This is a genomic window from Ereboglobus sp. PH5-5 (assembly GCF_029504805.1).
Classification (GTDB): Bacteria; Verrucomicrobiota; Verrucomicrobiia; order Opitutales; family Opitutaceae; genus Ereboglobus.
On the sequence record NZ_JAQFIT010000014.1, the window covers coordinates 1 to 24,204 of the forward strand.

The following is a 24,204-nucleotide window of genomic DNA, read 5'->3' on the forward strand; positions in this document are numbered from 1 at the left end:
CGTTGCCGCGTCGGTGCGCAGTTTCACAGCGCGCCAATGCAACAACTTCTTCGCCCATGCACATTATGCGACTAATTAATTAGGAATTGCTCTAGTCGCATGCGATAAATCCTACATTCATTCCCCCAAAACGCGCTGATGCGCCCATGGGCACGCGGGAAGCTTTAATACGCCAAAGGATTCTTATGCCTTTTGGCAGGCCCCTCGCAGACTCGTAGAGCGGATATTACATTCTGCCGCAGCAAGGCCGCCCCGCCTTGATTTTCCCTCCCCTTCCCCGCACAGGCGCCGCGCGTCGCAAAAAAGTTAAAAGCCACGGAGAAATGCACTATTAGATTTCGCAATACTTTGACGCGGCACAGGCGGGGGGAGCCCCGGGAACGCGGGCATCCTGCCCGCAGGTTTGGAGGTTTGTGCGGCGCGCCATGTTGCGGGCGTCCCGCCCGCGCTCCCGGGCGCAAGCGCGCTCTACCTTGCCCTGCAAAATTTTAAGATGCACCCACGGAAGGGCATCAGTTAAACTTTATGTTTACAAGGCGGCGAAACCTATCATCTTATTGACCCTTTCCTACCATGATTACGAACATCGACCACTTGGGAATCGCAGTCACATCCATCGACGCCGCACTGGGCTATTATGAAAAAGTCCTCGGCCTCAAATGCACGCATCGCGAGGAAGTCGCATCGCAAAAAGTGCGCACCGCATTCATCCCATGCGGCCAGGTCAATATCGAGCTCCTCGAGCCCACCTCGCCGGACAGCCCGATCGCGAAGTTTCTCGAAAAGAATCCCCACGGCGGCATCCACCATATCGCCTACGCCACCGACGACATCACCGGCCAGCTCGCGCAGGCCAGCGGCGCCGGCGCGCGGCTCATCAACGAAACACCCGTCGAGGGCGCGCACGAAAAACTCGTCGCCTTCCTCCATCCGAAATCCACCTTCGGCGTGCTCACCGAGTTCTGCATGAGCAAACCCGGCGCGCAGCACTGAGGAGCGATTTCCCAACCTTCAAACCTAATTTTTCACCATGGCAATATCCCCTAAACTGCTCGAAGAGCTCGCTGAAAAACGCAAAATCGCCCTCTCGGGCGGCGGCCCGGAAAAACTCGAGGCCCGCAAGAAAAAAGGCCTTCACACGGCCCGCGAACGCCTCACCTCGTTCTTCGACGGCGGCCAGTTCCTCGAACTCGGCCTCCACGTCGAACACTCCTGCCACGACTTCGGCATGGCCGACAAGCACATGGCCGCCGACGGCGTCATCACCGCCATCGGCTACGTTGACGGACGCCCCATCGCCGCGTTCGCGCAAGACTTCACCGTCGGCGGCGGCGCCGTGGGCCGCATGCACGCCAAGAAAATCTGCGACCTGCTCGACTACGCCAAACAATCCGGCATGCCCGTCGTCGGCATCAACGACTCCGGCGGAGCCCGCATTCAGGAAGGCGACGAGGCGCTCTCCGGCTACGGCCAGATCTTCTTCCGCAACACCCTCCTCTCCGGCGTTGTGCCGCAAATCTCCGTGATCGCCGGCCCCTGCGCGGGCGGCGCGGCCTACTCGCCCGCCCTCACCGACTTCATCATCATGGCGAAAAACGGCGCGCAAATGTTCATCTGCGGCCCCGAAGTCATCAAGGCCGCCACCGGCGCGACCGTCACCATGGACGACGTCGGCAGCGCCGTCACCCACGCCTCCGTTTCCGGCAACATCCACTTCATCGCCGACAGCGGCGTTGAGGCCATGCAGATCGCCAAGAAACTCCACTCGTTCCTCCCCTCGAACAACGTCATGGACCCGCCGCACAACATGAACGTGCCGCTCGACATGACACCCGACCCCGTCCTCAACGAGATCATGCCCTCGAACGGCAAGGAAGGCTTCGACGTCAAGAAAGTCATCGAACGGCTCGTGGACAACGCCGACTTCCTCGAAGTGCAGCGCGACTTCGCCCGCAACATGGTCGTCGGCTTCGGTCGCATCCAGGGCATCGTCGTCGGCATCATCGCCAACCAGCCCAACTTCAAGGCCGGCACCATCGACATCGACGCCTCGGACAAGGCGGCCCGCTTCATCCGCTTCTGCAACGTCTTCAACATCCCCCTGCTCACCCTCGTTGACACCGGCGGCTTCCTCCCCGGCATCCAGCAGGAACGCGGCGGCATCATCCGCCACGGCGCGAAAATGCTCTTCGCCTACTCCGCCGCCACCGTGCCGAAAATCACCGTCATCATGCGCAAAGCCTACGGCGGCGCCTACCTCGCCATGTGCCCCAAGGACCTCGGCGCGGACATGGTCTTCGCCTGGCCCACCGCGGAAATCGCCGTCATGGGCGCGGCCGGCGCGGCCAACATCCTCTTCAAACGGGAAATCTCCGCCGCCCCCGACCCGAAAGCCAAGGCCGCCGAGCTCGCCGCCGAATACCAGTCCAAGTTTGCCGCGCCCTACCGCGCCGCCAGCAAGGCCTTCATCACCGACGTCATCGAACCCTCCGAGACGCGCGGCAAAGTCGCCATGGCCCTGCGCGCCACGCTCAGCAAACGCGAAACCCGCCCGCCCAAGAAGCACGGCAACATTCCGCTCTAAAAAAACGGACGGACCACCGTATAATCACGTCACCCGCTCGTAACAACCCGCCGTCCGCGGCCACGCGCAACGAACGGCGGGGCACCAAAACGAATACATGACCAACACACTCATCCTGCTCGCACAAACCGCAGCGCCCGAGGACGCCGTCCTGTTCGGAAACAAATGGATCGCCCTCGCGGTAATCCTCTCCGGCGTGGCAATCTTCATCGCGCTCATCGCCCTCTTCGGACGAATCCTCGCCGCCACGCACCCGGACGAAAAGAAAACCGCCGGCGCAAAGGCCAAATCCGCGGCCCCCGCGCCGCTCGTTGTCGAAGTGCCCAATGCCAGCACCGACACGCCCTCGCCCCAAATACTGGCGGTGATCGCAGCCGCGGTCGCCACCGTGTTCGGCCCCAGGGCGCGAATCGCCGGGGTGCAAACCGCAAAGCCGCCCACCGTCGAGGCCCTCATGCAAATGTGGTCCCTCGAAGGCCGCCGCCAAATCTACACCTCGCACAACCCGCGGGGATAAAAAACTGGCCAAACGAAAAACACTCACACATCAACCAACAACCATTTAACCAAAACCAGAAAATCACATATGAAAAAGCTCCGCGTTACCGTAGAAGGCAAAGCATACGACGTCCTCGTCGAAATCATGGATGAAGGTGCCTCCGCGCCCGCCGCCACGGCACCCGTGCAAAGCGCCCCCATGTCCGCGCCAATCACAGCGCCCACGCCCGCGCCTGCTCCCAAGGCCGCGCCCGCCGCCGCCGGCGCAAGCGACATCGCCAGCCCCCTCGCCGGCAAAGTCGTCTCCATCGACGTCAAAGTCGGACAGGACGTGGCCGAGGGCGCCCAAGTCGCCACCATCGAGGCCATGAAGATGAACACCTACATCTACGCCCCCAAAGCCGGCAAGATCGGCTCGATCCACGCCAATGTCGGCGACGGCATCGAGGAAGGCGCAATCATCATCAAATACGCCTAAGCCGCAGACCAAACACACTTCAATTAACAAAAACCGCCGGCTCAAAACCGGCGGTTTTTTTGCGCCTCCCGGCATATAATGCGCGCCCTGAAAACCGGCTCCGCCCGCAACCGCATTATTTTCAGGCGGAAACACCGTCTTCCAAAACAATTGCAGTTATAAATTCTGCATTGCAATAAGCGGCGCATTAACTCTTTCTTCACAACTCTCTCCATCGCTCAACAGCGGACGGAAACCCAACAAGACAACCAAACTATGGAAACTTCCATGCATCCAAACGCCAAGGCCGCCAAGCGCAGCCTTCTGTCCACCCTCGCTCTCTCGGTCGCCCTCGTCGCCACGCTCGGCACGGCACACGGAGCAGGCTTTGCAATTTACGAAACCGATGCACGCGGTTTCGCCATGGCCAACGCCAACGTCGGACGCAACGACGACGCCAGCGCGCTCTACTCCAATCCCGCCGCAATCACCCAGCTCCCCGGCCTCCAAATCAAAGCCGGCTTGAGCTTCATCATGCCTGACATCGACGTGACGACATGGGGCTCCATCGACGGCCAGGTTTCCGGGGAAAAGAAAACCTCGATGAACTCCTACACCGCGGTCATCCCGAACATCTACGCCACCTACCGCATCAACGACAACATGGCGGTCGGCATGGGCATCTTCGTTCCCTACGGACTGAAGAGCGACTTCGAAAAAGAACCCATCGTCTGGCCCGGCGCATACAACAACTACTACACGGAAATCGAAACCGTCGAGATGTCGCCGACCTTCGCCTACCGCCTCGTCCACGACCAGCCTTGGGCCAAAAACCTCTCGGTCGCCGTCGGCCTCGCGATTCTCAGGACTGATATCACGATCAAACGCCAGATGCTGCTCGGCGCCGGCCCCACCTACACGCCCCTCTACCTTGAAGGTGACGACTGGGAATTCGGATACAACCTCTCCGTCCAGTATGAAGTGAACGACCAACTCGCCTTCGGTATCGTTTACCGTTCCGGCTTCGACACCAAGATCACAGGCGCCAAGGCCAATCTCGTTGGTGTGAAAACCAGCAACGACGCATGGGGTAAAATCGACCTGCCCGAGTCATGGTCCTTCGGCGTCAACTACTCGCCCATCGCGCCCCTCAACATCGGCTTCCAAGCCCTCCGCACAAACTGGGGCTCCTACGACAAGCTCACGATTCAGGCATTCCCTGACAGCACGGTCTCCGTGGCGGAAAAACACTGGAAAGATGTCTGGCGCTACAGCCTCGGCGGTGAATACCAGCTCAACAACGCCCTCGCCCTGCGCGCCGGTTTCGTGATCGACAAGGATCCGGTAAACACCAGATATGCCGATTACATGGTGCCCTCCAACGACCGCCAGATATTCAGCGTCGGCGCCGGATGGAGAATCAGCAAGGCCGTCACCCTCGATTTCGCCTACGGCTACATCAAAATCAAGGAGAGCACCTTCAGCGAGCGCACAGCCGATCACGTTCTCAACACCAAGGTTCACACCGGTAACGCGCACATCTTTTCCGCCAGCATAGCCTGCCGCTTCTGATAAGAATCAGAACAGGAAAACAATCTCCGCCAAAGCGCGACGCCCTCAAAAGCGTCGCGCTTTTTCTTTTTTTCAAAACACCGCTTGCACTTTTTTCGACCGCCATTAATACGTTCACGGCAACCATGACTCAGGCCGCCAACATATCCACCAACCCGATCGACGCAGACTTTTATCTGGCCGCCGACGATTTCTTCAAGGCCAACCGCCCGGTTGCCCTCACCTTCGACGACGTCTCGCTCGCCACGCGCTACTCCCAAATCCTCCCCCGCGACACCGACCTCGCCACCAGCCTCTCCGACTCCCTCCGGCTGCAAATCCCCATCATCTCGTCCGACATGGACACCGTCACCGAGTCGCGCATGGCCATCGCCATGGCCCTCAACGGCGGCATGGGCCTCATTCACTACAACATGACGCCCAAGGACCAGGTCCGCGAAGTCGCCCGCGTCAAACGCCACATCCACGGATTCCTCCAGGACCCCATCACCATCCGCCCCGACATGCTCATCGGCGACCTCCTCGCCCGCATCGAGCAAAAGACGTTCTCATTCTCAACCTTCCCCGTCACCGACGAAAACGGCGTCCTCCTCGGCCTCGTCTCCGGCAACGTCGTCAAGGAACGCTACAAGGCGAAAAAAATCGCCGATGTCATGACCCCGCGCGCCGACCTCATCACCGAGCACATCAACGCCGTCACCAAGAACCCCATCAAGGCCGCCGACACCTTTTTCAACCAGCACATAGGCATCAACAAAATGCTCGTCGTCGATGACGCCGGCAAACTCCGCGGCATGGTCACCAGCCGCGACGTTGAAAGCATCACCGACGAGGCCAAGTCGCAGCGCAAACCCGCCCGCGACGCCAATTTCCGCCTCGTCGTCGGCGCCGCCATCGGCCCCGTCCGCAACCCCGACGGCTCGCTCGACCGCGAAAAAATCGTCTCGCACGTCTCCGCGCTCGTCGCCGAAAACGTGGACGTCGTCGCCATCTCCACCGCGCACGGCCACACCGCCGGCGTGGGCGACATGGTCAAGCTCGTCCGCGACGCCTTCCCCGAGCTCACCATCATCGCGGGCAACGTCACCAGCGCCTCCGGCGTGGAATACCTCGCCGACTGCGGCGCAAGCGCCATCAAGGTTGGCCAGGGCCCCGGCTCCATCTGCACCACGCGCATCGTCGCCGGAATCGGCATCCCGCAGCTCACCGCGCTCTACACCGCATCGAAGGGCGCCGCCGCCAAGGGCGTGCGCATCATCGCCGACGGCGGCATCACCAAGTCCGGCGACATCGTCAAGGCGCTCACCCTCGCCGACAGCGTCATCCTCGGCGGGCTGCTCGCCGGCTGCCGCGAAGCCCCGGGTGAAATCATGGAAATCAACGGCAAATTCTACAAACAATACCGCGGCATGGGCACGCTCGCCGCGATGAAAGCCGGCAGCGCGGCCCGTTACGGGCACGACAAAAACGACACCGCGCGCAAACTCACCGCCGAGGGCATCGAGGCGCTCAAGGAAGTGTCCGGCTCGACGGACGACGTCCTCGGCAACCTCATCGGCGGCATCCAAAGCGGCATGGGTTATCTCGGAGCACAAACCCTTCCCGAGCTCCGCGCCAACGCCCGCTACATGCGAGTGAGCCCGGCCGGCCAAAAAGAGGCCTCCCCCCACGACGTGATCGAAGTCTCCACGCGCAAGCAGTAAAGCTGACCATCGATCACGGTGGAGTATTTCGGTTTATTCTGTCGCATTTTGAGGTAGGGCGAACCGTCTCGGTGAGCCGAGAATGTTGCGGCTCAGCCAGAGGCTTCGCCCTACCTCAAAATGCGACAGAGCAACCCCAAAAAGCTCTAATGGCGAAATGTGCGGTGCCGTTATACTGCGCATTAGTCGGAAGGCGGCGGACTGTCTGGCGGGGATTGGTTTTGCCCAATGTAATTTTGGGTCACGCGGTAAAGGAGCAAGGCTATCCATGTCAGCATAAAGAGCATTGCGATGTCACCAACAAGAAGCCCTGGATCCAGCCAATATAAGCGGGGAACTAATATAAAAAGACCAATAACGCTCACCATCATCGGGAAAAATATCAGCCATACGGCTATTACTGTGAACAGTTTGGTGTGTTTGCCGAATGCCGCCTCCCGCAACAGAAAACCTTCCGCAAAGATGCGCTCAAATGGCGCGATTGCGGCAGTGGCGCTTATAGGGGCGCCACATGCAACGCAGAAATTGGCATGCGGCGCGTTGTGCTGGTGGCAACAGGGGCAAATCATCCACTCCAGATCATTCTCGATCTCAGAATCCCGAGCTGTCACGTCTTCGATGCGGACGTTGTTGCTGGCATCGGGATTTTGCATCGGGGTATTTGTGGAAATGATTGCGGGCTGCCTAACTCTTCACCGCCTTCGCCGCGGCGGCGATTGTCGCCTTCGCCTCCGGCGTGCGGCGGCAGACCACGCTGAGCATGTGCACGAGTTTTTCCAGGGATTCGCGGCTCGGGTTGCCGAGCAGCGCCGCCTGTATCCAGTTGTGGTTTAGCAAATATTGGCTGCGGTAGCTGAGCCAGAAACCGCGCATTTCAAGTTCCTCGCCGAGCTCGGCGGCGGACATTTCCTTGACCGGCAGGATCGTCATGATGCCGGGGCTGGCGACGTCCTCGGACGCGGCGAGCTGGAAACCGAGACTCTGGAGTTGTTCGCGGAGCCACTTGGCGTTGTCGGCGATTTGTTGCATGCGCTCGGGCGTGGCTTGCTGCACGGCGATGTCGAGCGCGGCGACGAGGTTTGTGGAATGGGTGTGGGGCACGCTTTGGTTTTCGAACCAGTGGCCGAGATCGAGATAGCCGGGGAAGCGGTCGGGGTGAGGCTCGGGTTTGTAATTATGAAACACCATCGCGATGCCGGGGAAGCTGCCGAGGCCCTTGCCGGAGGCGCAGGTCGCCAGATACATGCCATGAAGATCCACGGGCATGGCGCCGATGGAGCTGATGCAGTCGGCGCAGAGGTGGAGGTTAAGGCGGTCGGCGAGTTTTTTGAGCGCGTCCAGCGGGTTCATGATGCCGGTGGACGTTTCGTGATGGACAAACCAGATCCAGCCGCCGGCGGGGAGGCGCTCGGCGAGGCGGGTGACCTCGGCCATGTCGAAGGTGTGCCCCCAGGGAAGCTGGAGCCAGTCGTAGCGGAGTCCGGCGTTGCGGGCGTTGCCTGCGAGGCGTTCGCCGAATTCGCCGTTGGAGAGGATGAGACCGGTGGTGCCGAGAAGGGCGAGCTGATTGGCGACAGTGGCGTTGGCGATGGTGCCGGAGCCGAGCATGATCTGGACATCGGCCGCGCCGGTGAGCTTGCAGAGGCGCGCGCGAATGTCGGCCATGCGGGTGATAAACAGCTTGCTGCGGTGCGAGATGGCGGGGCCGGAGAGCGCCTGGCGAACCTCGGAGGAGGTGGGGACGGGGCCGGGAAGGAAGTTGAGGACGTGCTGCTCGGGGGCGGGCCCCTCGACAAAGGAGCTGCGGAGCACGGTGCTTTTTTCAAGGGTGCGGCCGAAGTTTTCCAGCGTCAGATACATGGGCTGGTATTGCGCCTGCTCGGAGCCGACGAGGGGGCCGAAGGGAACGAAGCCGAGATGCCGGTAGAGTTTCAGCTGGCGCGTGGTGGCGGAAATGATGCAGATGTCGTAGCCGTTGTGGAGGCAGTGGCGCACGGCGTGCTCGAAGAGCTTTGGGAAGACGACGGTTTTGCGCGCGTCGGGCTCGACGGCGAGCAGACGCACTTCGCAGGCGGAACGGCCGGTGGGCAGGTATGCGTCGAGATTGGCGAGCTTGCTGTCGATGGAAAAGGGGCGCGTGCCGCGAATGGCGAGCATTCCCATGAGGCGGCGATCCTGCAGGCAAATGATGTAGGTGTTTTCGGCGTGAAAACGATCCACGAGGCGCTCGTCGGTGTTCGGGGCGTGCTGGGGAATTTCCTCGACGAAGGTGCGGTAATTGAGGCGGTGGATTTGCTCAATTTCCCAATCTTCGGTCGCGATTTTGTAAATATATTCAGTTTGGTCGTTTTTGTCGGCCATGGTGGTAAGAAAGTGTGGCAATAAAAGGGAAAGTGCGCGGGGTGGAAAGGGGAAAAACAAAGCGCTCTCACCGGGGGGATGTGCGTAAAAGTGTTACTGGAAGGACTGCCAACCGCCCCGCCCGCCGTTCCGGTCACGCTTTTTTTCCAAGCACGGCAAGAATGTTTGCGCGATGGGAAATCCAGAGTGTGAGAATCATTGCCGCGCAAATGAGCGTGGAGGCGGGATCACGCCAGAGCCACCAGGCAATCACGGGAAAAAGCGCATGCGTGACGAGCCACGAAACCGAAAAGGAGCGGCGGAAAACCGGCTTGAGCGCGAGCGCGAGCACGATGCAAATCGCGGCGGGAATAAAACCCTGCCCGCCCGCCAGCGGACACCATGCGCCGTAAAAAGTGGCCACGCCCTTGCCTCCGCGAAAGCCGAGCCAGACCGGCCAGATGTGCCCTGCGACAACGGCGTAGGCCGCGGCGCACCGCCATGCCGGGGGCGAGTCGGCCATGAAATAACTCGCGGCAAGCGCGACAAGGAAACCCTTGAGTATGTCGATGAGGACAACGGTATAAAAACCGCGCTTGCCGAGAACGCGACCGGCGTTGGTGGCCCCGGTCGCCCCGCTGCCGATTTCGCGAATGTCGACTCCGCCGCGCTTTCTGGCCAGCCAATACCCGGGCGACAGCCCACCGATAAGATAGGCTGCGACAATAAACGCGATGTTCGACCATGCGGGCATGACGGCGGTTAGGATGTTTTCAGTATGCAAAAAAATTAGGGCGCGGAAGGCGCGGCTCGCAAGCACACACATGCGCGCCATGCCATCCGGCAAATTTATTTGGCGTTGCGAATTATCCAAAATCAAAACACTTCACCGCGATGGCGAATCGCATCATGAACACGATCAAACGCACGCTCCCCATGGTATTCATTCCCGCAGCAGTCCTGGCCCTTGCCTCCCAACCCGACGCCCTGGGCGCGCCCGAAATCAATCCCGATTCGTCGGCCACGTTTCGCCTCCGCGCGCCCGACGCGCGCACGGTCGAGCTGCGCTGCGAAGGCATTCCCTATACCGCGCTCGCCAAGGGCGACGACGGCGTGTGGACATTCACAACCGCGCCCCTCGCGCCCGACATTTACGCCTACTCCCTTCTCGTCGATGGCGTGCGGATTACCGACCCCGCAAATCCGCACCTCAAATACAACCTCATAAACAACTCCAGCGAGCTCATCGTGCCGAGCCCCGCCGGCGCGCCCCCGAAGGCATGGGAGCGCACCGACGCGCCGCGAGGCGCGCTGCACCGCCACTCCTTCAAGACCAAGGTCTCCGGCGACGACCGGGACTTCATCGTTTACACCCCGCCCGGCTACGATCCCGCCGACGCCTCCGCGCGTTATCCCGTTTTGTATTTGCTGCACGGATACAGCGACGACGCCACCGCATGGACAACCGCGGGCCGCGCCGACATCATTCTCGACAACCTCATCGCCTCCGGAAAAGCGCGCCCCATGATCGTCGTCATGCCGCTCAGCTACGGCACGATGGAAGTCGTCCGCGCCGGCTGGCAGGGCATGCGCGCCAAGCCCGGCCTGTGGGAGCAAAACATCCGCGACTTCACGCCGATCCTTCTCGACGAGGTGCTTCCGCGTGTCGAGGCCGCCTACCGCGTGTCGACCGCGCGCGAGGATCGCGCCATCGCCGGCCTCTCGATGGGCGGTGCCGAGTCGCTCAACATCGGACTTAACCACATCGACAAATTCGCGTGGATCGGCGCATTCAGCTCCGGCGGCCTGCCCGGGGATCTCGACGCGGCGTATCCACATTTCAACGACACCACCGCGAAACAAATTCGCCTTCTCTGGATCGCCTGCGGCAACACGGACCAACTCCTCACCGCAAACGACCAGGCCGTGAGCTGGCTGAAAGACAAGGCGCCCGACGCCCCGCTCTATTACGTCGTCACCGACCTCGGCCACACCTTCCGCAACTGGCGCCGCTACCTCGCCGAGTTCGCGCCGATGCTCTTCAAGAAATGAAAAAGGATTTTCTATCAACGCCCGGCCAAGGTGGCACAGACATTCCTGTCTGCGCGGGAAGGGGCGCGCGAGCCACGGCACGGATAAGAATGCCCGTGCCACCCTGGAAACGAAACATCGGCGTCCGCTTGTGCGTCGCCGTGTTTTTTCTGCTCCCCGCGCTCCGCGCCATCGACTGGGAGCGCACCGAAATCGAGCAGCGCGCCGAAATCGGCGAGACGCTCCCGCCCTATGAATTCATTTTCAAAAATTCAGGAACGGCACCCGTCAGCATCACAAACGCCCGCGCCGGGTGCGGCTGCCTCGCGCCCGTGATCGACAGGGAAACACTCGCGCCCGGCGAAACGGGCAAGATGCTCGTCAAGTTTGACCGCACCGGACTCGTCGGCGAAGTCGCGCGCACCATCACGATCACGACCGACGAATCGCGCAACAACACCTACGAACTCACGCTCCGCGCCAATCTGCCCGAACCGCTCACCATCGCGCCGCGACTCGTTTTTTGGAAAAGCGAAAATTCCGCCTCCACAAAATCCATCGACATAAAAATCAACTTTGCCACGCCCGTTGAAATCACGGACGCGACATGCAGCCGCGACAACTTCGACCTCGCGCTTGTCGCGATCGAACCCGGACGCCACTACCAGCTCGACGTCACGCCGCGAGACATCGCCACGCCGCGCCTCGCCGTCATCACCCTGAAAACCGCCGCGCCGCTTCCCGCCGGAACGACGCTCACCGCCTATGCGCAAGTCCGCTGAAATCGATTTGACAGGACGGGGCCGCGGCTCAGACGGAGGCTTCGCCCCACCCCATAGCTGATGCGTCCGCTCCTCCGCCAAGCCCTCATTCTCCTCGTGCTCGCCGCCGTTCCGGCGCTGATTTCGGGGTTCATGCACCGCGAGCTTTTTGACGACCCGCCACTCGCCGGCGACGAAACCACGTGGGCGCAAGTTTACGCATGGCAACGCGAGGCCGGCGCGGCGACATCGCAGCCTCGCATTCTTCTCATCGACGCGCGCCCCTCGGAATCCCACGCGGCCTCGCACGCACCCGGCGCGCTGCCGCTCAACCCGGCGCATTGGGAGCAACAGCTCCCCGCAATCATCGAGGAGCTCGGGCGCGCCGCTGAAACGCGCGTTGTTGTTTATTGCGACGACGCGCTCTGCGACACCAGCCGCACCGTGGCCGAACGCATCCGGCGAGAACTCGCGCTCACAAACGTGTTTATCCTGAAGGGAGGCTGGCGCGCGCGATGAACAACAACAATTCCACCCCCGCCGGCATTGCAAACACGGTGCCCGCGCGCATCACCGCCTCGCTCACGCTTCTCATCATCGCGGGCGTCTTTCTTTACGCGGGCGTGTCGAAAGTCAGCGATCCCGCCGCCTTCGCTCACGCCATCGAACTGTATCGCGTCGTGCCGCGCACGCTCGCCGTCATCACGGCGCTCTGGCTGCCGTGGATCGAGATTGGCTGCGCGTGCGCGATTTTCATTCGCGGCTTGCGCGGCGGCGCGCTCGCGATCCTCACCGCGTGCAGCGTCGTCTTCACCGCGATGATTGTCAGCGCCCTGGCGCGCGGCCTCGATATTTCCTGCGGCTGTTTCGGCGATGGCGACACCGGGCGCGCCGCGCTGCTCGTCAGCCTCGCGCGCGCCGCGATTCTGGCCTTTGTTTGCGGAGCAATGTTTCTCCGCCATGCGGCACAAACGGCCAAACCCGCGTAGAGTTTTAGGTAGGGCGAACATTCCCGGCTCACCGGGACGGTTCGCCCTACCCAATGCGTTTTTTCGCCGTGCTACGGGAGCCAGGGGAATTTGCGGGCGTCGGGTTTGCGCTTTTCGCGCTGGGCGCTGTGAAACTCCTTGGCCTCGTCGGTCATGTAGTAGAGCAGCGTGGCGTTGCCGGCGAGCTCCTGGATTCCGCTCTGGCCGTCCACGTCGGCATTGAACGCGCTCTTGAGGCAGCGGATGGCGAGCGGACTGTGCGTGAGGATTTCACGCGCCCACTTCACGCCCTCGGCCTCGAGTTGCGCGACGGGAACGACCGCGTTGACAAGGCCCATGTCGAGCGCCTGCGCCGCGGTGTATTGACGGCAAAGATACCAGATTTCGCGCGCCTTTTTCTGGCCGACGATGCGCGCCAGATAACTCGATCCGAAGCCGCCGTCGAAACTGCCCATCTTCGGGCCGACTTGGGAAAAGATACCGTTGTCCGCCGCGATGGTGAGGTCGCACACGAGGTGCAGGACGTGACCGCCGCCGACGGCGTAACCGGCGACGAGCGCGATGACGACCTTGGGCATCGAGCGAATGAGTTTTTGCAGGTCGAGCACGTTGAGGCGCGGCACACCGTCGTCGCCCACGTAGCCGGCGTGGCCGCGCACACTTTGGTCGCCGCCCGCGCAAAACGCGTATTTGCCGTCGGTGTGCGGCCCTGCGCCGGTGAGGAGCACCACGCCGATTGACTGGTCCTCGCGCGCGTCGGCGAAGGCGTCATACATTTCAAACACCGTTTGAGGCCGAAAGGCGTTTCGCTTTTCGGGGCGGTTGATCGTGATTTTCGCAATACCATCAGCCTTGTGATAAAGGATGTCGGCATAATTTTTAACGGGTTTCCAAGTGATGTCGGCGGTGCTCATTTGTATGAGAAAAAAAGAATATTGAAGCGCGCACAATGCAGTCCGCGGCGCGCCGCGTCAACGGTTGCGCGCCCGCCAAATCCGCTCACCGAACCAAGGAGATGCCAAAGCGGATTGTGTCGGTGCGTTTGTCGTAGTTGAGCAGGCTTTCGCCGTAGCCATTCCAGTATTGAATCATGAAGTAGCCGGCGAAGTTTTTGAAAACGGCATCCAGCGGATAAGTGAGATCGACCTGCACCGCGCCCTTTTTGAGGCGCTGCCCGGCGCGCATGTGAACGACCAGGTTGACGCTGTCGTTCTTGCCGAGAGTGACCGTGAGGTCGCCGTAACCGCGATAATCGTCGAGATCGGGATTGTCGCTCATGTCGCCGATGTATCCCCATATTCTCGGCATCAGGATCATCCGCCATCCGTCGAGATTGCCAAAGGACACAAGCGCGCGCGCCGACACCTTGTTCATGCTGCGGGAAGCGTCGCCGTCGCGGCCGTTGGATTCGTGCCCAATCCCCGCCTGCCAGCCGAGCCAGTTGAAACCGCCGCCCTTTGTTTTTTCGGCGGGCATCATGTAGGCGCAAAACAACTCGGGCATGTAGCTCGTGTCGTAAAAGGGCGAGGAGTCGCCCTCGATGTCCCAAAGCGAGCGCTGCGTGTATGCAAAGCTCAGCCCCTTGAGCACGGGAAACTTTCGCGCCAGATACCCCTCGTCGGCGAGTATCCGATACATGAAGCTGAACTGAAATTTCGCGGCGGGATCATCGGGCCCGTAAATGAAATAAACCGGCTCGTAGGTGGAGAAGTTCTCAAGGAAACTGCGCTTGATTTTTTTGACCACGGGCGGCGGCTGCAGGCTATCGAGCGGCGCGGTGTCGGCGGCATCGGAGGCCTGCGCGGAGGCGGGTTTTATTTCGATGGCCGCGCGCACGGACGGCGGCTCGCGCAGCGTCAATATCCCCCCGCCAACCGCGCCATTGGGAAGCGCGAGTGTGTAAGTGCAGGAGACAAATCCGCGCGTGGTGATGCGCTCGACACCGCGAACATCCTTCGGGTGAATCTGGAGCGCGACAGGAATGGGCGCGCCCTTAGCGACGGACAATTCGCCCTGGAGCGACGCGGGCGCCTCAAAATCCACCGAGTAATCGGCGGTATTAAGCGCAACCAGATTGACGTTAATCGTGTCGCCGGCGCCCACGGCCCCGGACGGCGCGAGCAGGCTGAACACGATGGGCGACGGCGCATCAAGGGCGGGCGTGTTCGCCAGCACATCCGCGACGGCAGCAAACGCGATGCAGTGCACCGTGAGCAGTTTGGCGATTTGAGTGGCGATTTTCATTTGGTTAACGGAATGAGGCGCCCCGTCCGCGGGCAAGCCTTTGTCCGCGAATCACATTATTTTTAGCATGTTTTTGGTTACGCAAGGCATGGCGGGCGGCATGCGCGAGCAACACAGAAACCGGCAAACAAACGCGGGCGGCGATTTCCCTGCTTGATTTATTGGCGGGCACTTTGTGCTCTCATGAAAACGCCCATGCACCTGCTGCTCGCCAAAATCTGGATACACAAACCGCACCACTATATTTTTGAAATCGCGGATGGAATCGGCCTGCGCTGGTATGGGCTGGCGTATGTGCTCGGTTTTCTCGGCGGCGCGTGGTTGCTCACCCGCTACGCAAAGGCAACCCCGCCCCGCTCGCTGCTGCCCGCGGAAAAAGTGTGGGACTTGATCATCGCGCTGGTGCTCGGCGTGTTCATCGGCGCGCGACTGGGCTATTTTATTTTCTACAGGCCGGGCGACTTGGCGCAAAACCCGCTCGTGTTTTTCCGGGTGTGGGAGGGCGGCATGGCAAGCCATGGCGGATTTATCGGAGTCGTTCTCGCGCTCGTGTGGTTTGCGCGGCACAACAAAATCCCATTCCTGCACATCGGCGACCTGGTGGCCACGATCGCATCGCTCGGCCTGATGCTCGGGCGCATCGCCAATTACCTCAACGGCGAGCTTTGGGGCAAATTGACCGACGGCACATGGGGCGTGGTTTTCGCCGCCACCGACGGCGGCTCCCATCCGCGCCACCCATCGCAACTTTACGAAGCCGCGCTGGAAGGCGCGTTGCTGCTCGCGTTCGTGCAATGGCGGTTCTGGCGCACCGATGTCGCACGCAAACAGCCGGGGCGGCTCGGCGGCGAATTCCTCGCGCTGTATGCGGTGGCTCGCTGCGTTTGCGAATATTTCCGCGAACCCGACGCCGCTCTAATCTGGGGGCTGAGCCGCGGCACGTTTTATTCGATCTTCCTGTTCGCCGCCGGACTGGCGCTGGTTGTTTACTCGACGCGCAAGGCAAAAGAAATTCCGGCAAAAAAATCCAAGCGATAATTCATCAGGCAGAAAACGCCCCTTCTTGGACGGGCAAAAAAAGACCCCAAAAACCGTAGAAGTTTTTGAGGTCGAAAGTGGTGGCAAGACTCGGAATCGAACCGAGGACACGAGGATTTTCAGTCCTCTGCTCTACCAACTGAGCTATCTTGCCATTGCGCTTCCCAAAGGAAGAAGGGTGAACGGAAGCAAAAAATAACGAAGCCTCAAGACCAAAGTTGCCAATATCGCAAAATTGGGCGCGATTGTGACTGTCGGCGGAGGCGCGAACGTCGGCGCAATATCCCGTTTTTTAGCGAATAGGAGCACCTTTTTCACTTTCTCTTGCGCCGCCCACAGGCCGTGGCATCCTGTTGCTCAGTTTCCGCATTTCGTCGTCCCCCGCCCGTCCCCATGCCACCACATCCCGTAGTATCCGCAGAGATTTATGTCATCCCCCTGGAGACGGGCCGGTATATTATTTATGCGCCGCTACGGAAGGCGGCGTTTGTGGGCAATGCGCGCGTGGTGAACTTTCTCGCCGGATTGAAGGAGGGAAATTACGACGCGACCCTTGATGCCGACGGTTCCACGACCGAGTTTTTGCGCCGGTTAGAAATACTCGACGCGGGACCGGAGCAACAGCCCGAGGCTGTTTTTTCCGACACGCACGACCCGGTCTCCCTCACGCTCTTTCTCACCACCGCGTGCAACCTCCGCTGCACCTATTGCTACGCGGCGGCCGGGGACGGCCCCGTGCGTTCCATGTCACTGGAAACGGCGTTGCGCGGGGTCGATTTTATTGTCCAGAACTCGTTAAAACGCCGGACGGGATTCATCGACATCAACTTCCACGGCGGCGGCGAGCCGACCCAAAATTGGCGCGTGCTCACCGGCGCGCACGACCACGCGCGACGCCTCGCCGACCAGCACGGGCTGAAACTCACATGCTACACGGCAACCAACGCCGTTTTTTCAGACAAGCAGCTCGACTGGATTGTAGCCCACCTGCAGGGCGCGAGCGTCTCGTTCGACGGGCTGCCCGAGGCGCACGACACGCACCGCATATCCGCCAACGGCAAGGGCTCCAGCGAACGCGTCATGCACACGCTGCGCCGTTTCGACGAGGCCGGATTCTCCTATGGAATCCGCATGACCGTCACCGCCGACATGATTGCGCGCCTGCCGGATTCCATTGAGTTTATCTGCTCGCGCTTCCGCCCCGGCCAGATCCAAGCCGAGCCGGCCTACCAGATCGGACGCTGGGCCGGCGCGCCCTCGGCGGAAACCGACGCGTTCATCGCCGCGTTTCGGGAGGCGCAGAGTCGCGCAAAAAAGCACGGCTGCGAAGTCACCTTTTCCGCCGCGCGCACGGGCACGCTGACAAATCACTTTTGCGGCGCCACGCAAGACCTCTTCGCGCTCACGCCCGACGGCACCGCCTCCGCCTGTTACGAGGTTTTTGACGAAGCCAATCCGCGCGCGAAAATCTTTCTTTATGGAAACGCGGACAGCGACGGCGCGTGGAAGTTTGACATGGAAAAGCTGGCGTTTTTGCGCAGTCACTCCGTGGACAAGCGCGATTATTGCGAGGGTTGTTTCGCGCGCTGGACATGCGGCGGCGACTGCCTGCACAAGGCGCTCACCGTGTGCGGCGACGACGGATTTTCCGGCACCGACCGCTGCAACATCATTCGCGAGCTAACCAAGGACCAAATCCTCGCGCGCATCGCCGAGGCCGGCGGCGTGTGCTGGCACGGCCTGCCGGGCGACGACGAGGAGGGAAGCACATGCCCCAACTGCAACGAAATGGAAACCAAGGAAAGCGAAGCATGAGCCCCAACAACGACAACAAACCCGCGTTTCAACTCACCCGCGTAAGCGAGGGAGAGGAGTTGTATCAACAAACGGAAATCGTGATGCTAAACAAGGGACCCGGAGGAGGCGTGATGAGTCGCCGCGGGTTTCTTGGCGCGGGCATCACCGCGGCGGCTGCGGTGGCGCTGCTGAACAAGTTCACCATCGCGGCAAACGCCGCCAGGACGCCCAAAGCCAGGGCAAGCTCGGTATTGGTCGCTCATATCGGCCACGTTCACACGGTTCGCATAAGTCACGACGGGAAATGGCTGGCTTCGGGCAGCAGCGAGGGAATTATAAAATTATGGAGTTTCCCGGAGGGGGCGTTGATCAAGGCGTCGAAGAAAAACCGAACCAGGGTTACCACTGCCCACATAAGCCCCGACGGAAAACTTTTGGCCGCGGGAAGCAGGGACGGTGCCATTGCGCAATTATGGAGCCTGCCCAAGGTGGCGCTGAAGAAAAAACTGAAGGGACACGCAAAGGGCATCTGCTCGGTCTGCATAAGCCCCGATGGAAAATTGCTGGCTTCGGGCGGCCGGGACAAAACTATCAACCTATGGAGCCTTCCAAAAGGGGGATTGATCAAGAAACTGGAGGGGCACATTGACACTGTTGAGTCTGTTTGCATAAGCCCCGACGGCCAATGGCTGGCATCGGGAAGCAGCGACAAAACTGTTAAATTATGGAGCCTGCCCGATGGCGCCTTGCTCAACACCCTGACCGGGCACCCGAGAGGCATTAACTCCATTTGCGCAAGCCCCGACGGAAAACTGCTGGCTTCGGGAGGCGACGACAAAACAATCTGTTTATGGAGCATGCCGGAAGGAACCCTGGTTAAAAAACTGTCGGGACACACGAACGCCATCATGTCCGTTTGCACAAGCCCCGACGGGCAATTACTGGCATCAGGCGGCGTGGACAAGACCATCAAATTATGGAGCCTGCCCGACGGCGCCTTGCTCAACACCCTGACCGGGCACACGGGCGTCGTCACCTCTGTTTGCGCAAGCCCGGATGGAAAACTGCTGGCCTCGGGCAGCAGTGACCAAACCATCCGCCTGTGGAGCCTGCCCGACGGAAAACAACTTTCCTGCCTGGCGGACATGACCGCCAATCCCGCCAACAGGGAAGGCGCGACTGTCCACATGCGAAACGAATACGGGCAGACCATCACTTACACCCTGCCATGCGGATCCCCGCTTCCCCCCGGAGCCACCTGCCGGTGCAATTGCGTCCCCGGCTCCGTCAAAATATGCACGTGCCAGTCTGTCGCGACGCGGTGCCGCCACGGCTGCTCTTGCGTTCCCGTCTGCACCTGCCAGGCGGTGCGTTGCCGGCAGACGTAGCCGGGCGCCAAAACAGGAAGCCTCCAAAATCTTTCCAAAAGCGAACCCAACTTTAATAAAACAAAGAACACGCACCATGAGCACCGGCGACGCCAGCAAACCCGCGTTTCAACTCACCCGCGTCGACGAGGGCGAGGAGTTGTATCAACAAACGGAAATCGTGATGATAAGCGACGGGGCGGGAGGCGGCGCGATGAGTCGCCGGGATTTTCTTGGCGCGGGCATCACCGCGGCGGCGGCGGTGGCGTTTCTGAGCGCGTGCGGCAAAGAGGAGACAACCGTTCGTCTGGCCCAAGCCGACAAGAGAGACGTCCTCGGGAAAAAGACGGCGCTGCTGCGGGCGCACAAAGAAAGCGTTAACTCCATTTTCATAAGCGCCGACGGAAAGTGGCTGGCGTCGGGCAGCAAAGACAAGACCGTCAAGCTATGGAAACTGCCGGAACGCATTTTGGAAAAAACATTGGACGGCCACAAAAACAGCATTCGCTCGGTTCTCATAACCCCCGGCAAGGGCGAGGCGTTGATTTCCGGCGGATTGGACAAGCAAATCAAAATATGGAATTTGCCCGGTGGCGAACAGGCCGCGAGCCTGGACGACCACAAAGGCGGCATTTTTGCCCTCTGCATGAGCCCCGACGGGACAATCCTGGCGTCGGGAAGCAGCGACAACACCATTAAGTTGCGAACCGAGGCCGGAACCAAAACATTAAAGGGGCACCAAGACTCTGTTCTCTCCCTCTGCATAAGCGCCGACGGGAAATGGCTGGCATCGGGCAGCCAGGACAAAACCGTCAAGCTATGGAGCCTGCCCGGCGGATCGTTGATCAATACATTCACAGGACACCATGGCCGGGTTGCCTCCGTCTGCATAAGCCCTGATGGAAAACTGCTGGTCGCGGGAGACAGCGATGGATGCCTCAGGCTGTGGAGCCTGCCCGATGGCGGGACGGTCAAGTTGCTGCGGGTGAAAAACCATATCGGAAGTTTTGTCTCAACCTGCATAAGTCCCGACGGCCAATGGCTGGCATCCGGTGACGCCGTTTCAAACATCAGATTATGGAGCCTGCCTGACGGCACGTTGATGAAAACGCTGTTGGGGCACACCGGAAGCGTGAATTGCCTCGGCATAAGCCCCGACGGAAAACTGCTGGCATCCGGCGGCAGCGACAGCACCATTCGGCTGTGGAGTTTTCCCGGGGGAGAATTGGTTTCCGCGCTGCCGGACATGGAGGATTTGATAAACCGACCCGAATCCGTGAAGGGCGCCGTTTTCGCCATGACGAGCGAAACCGGGCAAGTCATCACCTACACGCTCCCGTGCGGCGCGGCGATTCCCGCCGGCGCCACGTGCGCGTGCAATTGTGTTTCCGGCCTGCGAAAACCCGCGACACAAAGGGCCTCTTCGGGGACAAGGCCGAGCGGAGGCGGTTGCCGGCACGGGGGCGGTGGAAGTTATCAACGCTGCGTCTGCATGGCCGTGCGCTGCCGGAGGACGTGAATCGCAACCGGCATCCATCGGCCATTGCGAATGGCCGGCGCGCCCGGTGGACCAAACGCCGCGGCGCTACATTCGGAACGAGCCGCTTAGGGTGAAGATGGCGGAGACGATTGCGAAGGCGATGAAACCGACAAAAACAAAGGTGCCGCCGAGCATCACGCTCGTGATGACCTTCATGAAAAAGTTGAGCTGCGCCGAAACAATCTTGCGGTGGCTGTTCGAGATTTTTTTCAGGCTGGGCACAATGCTGCCGGTGTTTTCGCCGATGGCGAGCTGGTCGAGCACAAGCGGCGGAAAACACTCGGTGCGCTGAAGCGCGGAGGAAAGCGCCCCGCCCTCCATGACGTGCGCGCTCGCGTCGCCAAATGCCTCGCGATGCACGGTGTTGCCGATTTGGCGCTCGGTGATCTTGAGCGCGTCGGTGGTGGTGATTCCGTTTTCGAGAAGAATCGAGAGCGTCTGGCTGAAGGCGAGCACGCTCTGGCTCATGGTAAAGTTTTTCGTAAGCGGGAGCTTGAGCAGCCAGCCGTCGGTGATGTGGCGGCCCCTGGCGGTTTTTCGCCAGCGCCAGAAGGCGATCGCGCCGAAGACCAGCGCGCCCGCAATGAAGATGCCGTAGTGCAGCGCAAAGTCAGACATGCCAACCATGAGGCGCGTGGACGCGGGGAGTTTGCCGCCGAGCGAATTGAAGAGCCCCTGCATGCGGGGCATCAGGAAAAACATAAAAAAGAGAATGACGCCAAACGCGACCGTGAGCAGCAGTATGGGATAGGCGAGCGCGCTGACAAACTGGCGGCGCAATTCGTTTTGCTCGTTGTAATGCGCGATGAGCCGCGTGAGCACCTCGCTGAGGCCGCCGGTCGCCTCGCCCGCCTGGATGAGGTTGATTGCCGACGTATCGAAGACTTGCGGGAACTCCGCCATCGCGCGCGAGAGCGTGGCGCCCTCGCCGATGCGCTCCCAAAGGCTGGCGCACAAAAACCGGAGCTTGGGCTCGCGTATGCGCTGCGAGAGCATGCGGAGCGACTCGCCCGCGGAGAGTCCGCTCGAGACGAGATCGGAAAGCGCCTCAAGGAACGGAAGCTGTTCCTTTTTGGAAAGAGGCTTGGGCTTTTTCGATTTCGAGCCGCGGGACGGGGAGGATTGTTTTGGGGATGATGCGGCGGCGCCCGATCTGGCGGCCTTGCTTTTTGCGGGCTTGGCGATGACCGCGCCGCCCGCGGTGACCTCCTCGATCCGCTGGGGTTGCAAACCGCGCGCGGTGAGGTGGCGGAGGGCATCCTTGCGACTGGGCGCCTCCAGCGTCGAGGTGACGGTCTGGCCGGAGCGGTCGCGGGCGGTGTAAGTGTAGGCGGGCACGGGAAAAGAAGCTAGAAGATGAAGATCGAAATGGGCGAAGCCGGGCGAAGACAATTTGAGATGCAAATAGCATTTGGCGGACAACAAGCTGGCAGAATATCAGGGTTTTTTCTCCTGACTCCCGTCTCCTGACTCCTGTCTCCTTTGCTTGGCTTCATTTTTCCGCGGCGATGACCCGCACGATTTCGTCGAGGGTGGTGTGTCCGGCCTTCACTTTTTCCCAGCCGGAGATTTGCAATGGTTTCATTCCGTTTTCGCGGGCGCAAGTGGCGAGGGCTTGCGTGCTTTCCCGGCGGAGGATGAGTTCGTGGAGGGCTTCGTCGGGCTTGAAGATTTCGAAGATGCCGATGCGCCCGCGGTAGCCGGTGTTGCGGCAGCGGTCGCAACCGCAGGGAACCTTGAGGGTTTCGACGCGGTCGGCCTCGTCGGGGTCGATGCCGAGGACGCCGAGCGTTTCGCGGAGCTTGAGTTTGTTGACGGGCTCGTGCTTCGAGCAGTCGGGACAGAGGCGGCGCACGAGGCGCTGGGCGATGACGAGCTCGATCGCGGAGGCGACGAGGAAGGGCTCGATGCCCATGTCTATGAGGCGGGTGATGGCGCCGGGGGCGTCGTTGGTGTGGAGCGTGGAAAACACCAAGTGTCCGGTGAGCGAGGCGCGGATGGCGATGTCGGCGGTGTCGCGGTCGCGGATTTCACCGACCATAATGACGTCGGGGTCCTGACGGAGAATCGAGCGGAGCGCGGTGGCGAAGGTGAGGCCGATTTCCGGTTTCATCTGCATCTGGTTGACGCCGGGAACCTCATATTCGATGGGGTCCTCGACGGTGACGATGCGCAGGTCGGGCGAGTTGATGTAGCGCAGAAATGCGTTGAGCGACGTGGATTTGCCGGAGCCGGTGGGGCCGGTGACGAGGATGATGCCGTGCGGGTATTCGAGCACGGTTTTGATTTCGCGTTGCTCGTCGGCGCTCATGCCGAGGCGGTCCATCGTGTAGGCTTCCTTTTTCTGGTTGAGGAGGCGGAGCGAAACGGACTCGGCGTAAATGGTGGGCGCGGTGGCGACGCGGATGTCGAGGACGTTGCCCCCGGCGCGAAAGTTGATGCGTCCGTCCTGCGGCAGGCGCTTCTCGGAAATGTTGAGCTTCGCCATGATCTTGAGGCGCGAGATGATGGCGTCCTGAAAGCGGAGCAGGTTTTCGGGCACGGGCACGGGCACTAGCAGGCCGTCGACACGGTAGCGGATTTGGAGGCGGCCCTCCTGCGGTTCAAAATGGATGTCGGTCGCCTCGTCGTTGACGGCTTGCGTGATAACGTCGGTGACGAAACGCACGACGGCGGCGTCCTCATCGACATCGTCGTCGGCTTGCTGGATATTTTCGGGGGCGATGTAATCGTCGTCGCTGCCCTCGAGCGAACCGGAGCCGACGCCGAAGCGCTCGATTATGAGTTGGTGGACTTTGTCGGGATTGCCGAGATACCAGACGAGGGGACGCGGCGTGAAGGTGCGTATCCAATCGACAATGGCGGAATCGGGCGGCCATGAGGTCGCCAGCACGAGGGGCGATTGGGAATGGGGAATGTGGATTTCGGAATGCGGAGTTGGGGACGCTGGCGCGGCGCCGGAAGATGGTTCGGCGGGCTGGGTTTGGCTTTCTCCATTCCGCATTTCGAAATCCGCATTTCGAATTGGAATGATTTGGTAATCGTGGATGAGGCGGGCAGGCAGGAGACCGAGGGCGTCGGAGTCGGCCACTAGGTTTGTGACGGTGGGGAGGTTCGCGGCGGCGGCGAGTGCGTCGAGGGTGTCGGGGTCGGTTTTGACGAGAGCCGCGGCCAGGATTTTGAACCGCTGGGCGCGCGGAGCTTCATTGATGGCCTGCACTTGCTCTTCGTCGAGACGACGGGCGAGTGAGTCGGGAAGCGAGGTGTCGGTTAATAACATGGC

21 protein-coding genes and 1 tRNA gene are annotated in these 24,204 nt (G+C 61.0%); 14 read left to right on the forward strand and 8 right to left on the reverse strand.

All coding sequences use genetic code 11. The features are described from left to right. Window positions 1-573: 573 nt before the first annotated feature. From mce to M2103_RS10035, 6 genes are all read left to right on the forward strand, one after another. Window positions 574-993, forward strand: a complete 420-nt coding sequence (gene mce / locus M2103_RS10010; RefSeq protein WP_277510343.1) for a methylmalonyl-CoA epimerase — start codon at window positions 574-576, stop codon at window positions 991-993. A 37-nt stretch (window positions 994-1,030) separates the two neighbouring features. After that, window positions 1,031-2,584, forward strand: a complete 1,554-nt coding sequence (locus M2103_RS10015; RefSeq protein ID WP_277510345.1) for a carboxyl transferase domain-containing protein — start codon at window positions 1,031-1,033, stop codon at window positions 2,582-2,584. A gap of 97 nt (window positions 2,585-2,681) precedes the next feature. Continuing rightward, complete coding sequence (locus tag M2103_RS10020; protein WP_277510346.1) at window positions 2,682-3,101, forward strand: OadG family transporter subunit; 420 nt, start codon at window positions 2,682-2,684, stop codon at window positions 3,099-3,101. Between the two features lie 69 nt (window positions 3,102-3,170). After that, entirely contained in the window at window positions 3,171-3,560 is a 390-nt protein-coding gene (locus M2103_RS10025; RefSeq protein WP_277510347.1) for an acetyl-CoA carboxylase biotin carboxyl carrier protein subunit, read from the forward strand. Window positions 3,561-3,815: 255 nt separating this feature from the next. Continuing rightward, on the forward strand, window positions 3,816-5,111 hold the full coding sequence (locus M2103_RS10030; protein WP_277510348.1) for an OmpP1/FadL family transporter: 1,296 nt from the start codon (window positions 3,816-3,818) through the stop codon (window positions 5,109-5,111). Window positions 5,112-5,236: 125 nt separating this feature from the next. Beyond that, window positions 5,237-6,814, forward strand: a complete 1,578-nt coding sequence (locus tag M2103_RS10035; RefSeq protein WP_277510349.1) for an IMP dehydrogenase — start codon at window positions 5,237-5,239, stop codon at window positions 6,812-6,814. A 182-nt stretch (window positions 6,815-6,996) separates the two neighbouring features. On the opposite strand, the gene M2103_RS10040 is transcribed toward M2103_RS10035, so the two are convergent. The 3 genes from M2103_RS10040 to M2103_RS10050 form a co-directional block, all read right to left on the reverse strand. Beyond that, entirely contained in the window at window positions 6,997-7,467 is a 471-nt protein-coding gene (locus M2103_RS10040) for a zinc ribbon domain-containing protein (RefSeq protein WP_277510350.1), read from the reverse strand. 31 nt (window positions 7,468-7,498) lie between these two features. After that, window positions 7,499-9,175 carry an aminotransferase class V-fold PLP-dependent enzyme gene (locus M2103_RS10045; RefSeq protein ID WP_277510351.1) on the reverse strand — a complete coding sequence of 559 codons (1,677 nt, stop codon included), beginning with the start codon at window positions 9,173-9,175 and terminating at the stop codon, window positions 7,499-7,501. A gap of 133 nt (window positions 9,176-9,308) precedes the next feature. Further along, window positions 9,309-9,938, reverse strand: a complete 630-nt coding sequence (locus tag M2103_RS10050; protein WP_161554678.1) for a glycerol-3-phosphate acyltransferase — start codon at window positions 9,936-9,938, stop codon at window positions 9,309-9,311. Between the two features lie 125 nt (window positions 9,939-10,063). Here M2103_RS10050 and M2103_RS10055 point away from each other — a divergent pair, with 125 nt between their 5' ends. The 4 genes from M2103_RS10055 (at window position 10,064) to M2103_RS10070 (ending at window position 12,935) form a co-directional block, all read left to right on the forward strand. Beyond that, window positions 10,064-11,206, forward strand: a complete 1,143-nt coding sequence (locus M2103_RS10055; protein ID WP_277510352.1) for an esterase — start codon at window positions 10,064-10,066, stop codon at window positions 11,204-11,206. Between the two features lie 89 nt (window positions 11,207-11,295). Further along, complete coding sequence (locus M2103_RS10060; RefSeq protein WP_277510354.1) at window positions 11,296-11,967, forward strand: DUF1573 domain-containing protein; 672 nt, start codon at window positions 11,296-11,298, stop codon at window positions 11,965-11,967. Window positions 11,968-12,027: 60 nt separating this feature from the next. Beyond that, the gene (locus M2103_RS10065; RefSeq protein WP_277510355.1) at window positions 12,028-12,465 is read left to right on the forward strand and encodes a rhodanese-like domain-containing protein; all 438 of its coding nucleotides are present in this window, start codon (window positions 12,028-12,030) and stop codon (window positions 12,463-12,465) included. Beyond that, a complete protein-coding gene (locus M2103_RS10070; RefSeq protein ID WP_277510357.1) occupies window positions 12,462-12,935 on the forward strand; it encodes a MauE/DoxX family redox-associated membrane protein in 474 nt (157 codons plus the stop codon). The genes M2103_RS10065 and M2103_RS10070 overlap by 4 nt, the downstream gene beginning before the upstream one ends. 71 nt (window positions 12,936-13,006) lie before the next feature. Here the strand turns inward: M2103_RS10070 and menB are convergent, their stop codons facing one another. Further along, window positions 13,007-13,849: a 1,4-dihydroxy-2-naphthoyl-CoA synthase gene (gene menB / locus M2103_RS10075; RefSeq protein WP_277510358.1), complete on the reverse strand. Its 843-nt coding sequence runs from the start codon at window positions 13,847-13,849 to the stop codon at window positions 13,007-13,009. An 85-nt stretch (window positions 13,850-13,934) separates the two neighbouring features. After that, window positions 13,935-15,179, reverse strand: a complete 1,245-nt coding sequence (locus tag M2103_RS10080; protein WP_277510359.1) for a phospholipase A — start codon at window positions 15,177-15,179, stop codon at window positions 13,935-13,937. A gap of 183 nt (window positions 15,180-15,362) precedes the next feature. On the opposite strand from M2103_RS10080, the gene lgt reads away from it, so the two are divergent. Continuing rightward, on the forward strand, window positions 15,363-16,217 hold the full coding sequence (gene lgt / locus M2103_RS10085) for a prolipoprotein diacylglyceryl transferase (RefSeq protein ID WP_277510361.1): 855 nt from the start codon (window positions 15,363-15,365) through the stop codon (window positions 16,215-16,217). 78 nt (window positions 16,218-16,295) lie between these two features. On the opposite strand, the gene M2103_RS10090 is transcribed toward lgt, so the two are convergent. Continuing rightward, window positions 16,296-16,371: transfer RNA gene (locus tag M2103_RS10090), tRNA-Phe, on the reverse strand. 239 nt (window positions 16,372-16,610) lie between these two features. On the opposite strand from M2103_RS10090, the gene M2103_RS10095 reads away from it, so the two are divergent. The 3 genes from M2103_RS10095 (at window position 16,611) to M2103_RS10105 (ending at window position 20,900) form a co-directional block, all read left to right on the forward strand. After that, the gene (locus M2103_RS10095) at window positions 16,611-18,032 is read left to right on the forward strand and encodes a radical SAM protein (protein ID WP_277510362.1); all 1,422 of its coding nucleotides are present in this window, start codon (window positions 16,611-16,613) and stop codon (window positions 18,030-18,032) included. Continuing rightward, complete coding sequence (locus M2103_RS10100) at window positions 18,029-19,402, forward strand: WD40 repeat domain-containing protein (protein ID WP_277510363.1); 1,374 nt, start codon at window positions 18,029-18,031, stop codon at window positions 19,400-19,402. Before M2103_RS10095 ends, M2103_RS10100 begins: the two co-directional genes overlap by 4 nt. A gap of 76 nt (window positions 19,403-19,478) precedes the next feature. Beyond that, a complete protein-coding gene (locus M2103_RS10105; RefSeq protein WP_277510365.1) occupies window positions 19,479-20,900 on the forward strand; it encodes a WD40 repeat domain-containing protein in 1,422 nt (473 codons plus the stop codon). 66 nt (window positions 20,901-20,966) lie between these two features. On the opposite strand, the gene M2103_RS10110 is transcribed toward M2103_RS10105, so the two are convergent. Next, window positions 20,967-22,259 (reverse strand): type II secretion system F family protein, encoded by a 1,293-nt coding sequence (locus M2103_RS10110; RefSeq protein ID WP_277510366.1) that lies wholly within the window; start codon window positions 22,257-22,259, stop codon window positions 20,967-20,969. Between the two features lie 154 nt (window positions 22,260-22,413). Next, on the reverse strand, window positions 22,414-24,201 hold the full coding sequence (locus tag M2103_RS10115; protein WP_277510367.1) for a GspE/PulE family protein: 1,788 nt from the start codon (window positions 24,199-24,201) through the stop codon (window positions 22,414-22,416). Window positions 24,202-24,204: the final 3 nt, after the last annotated feature.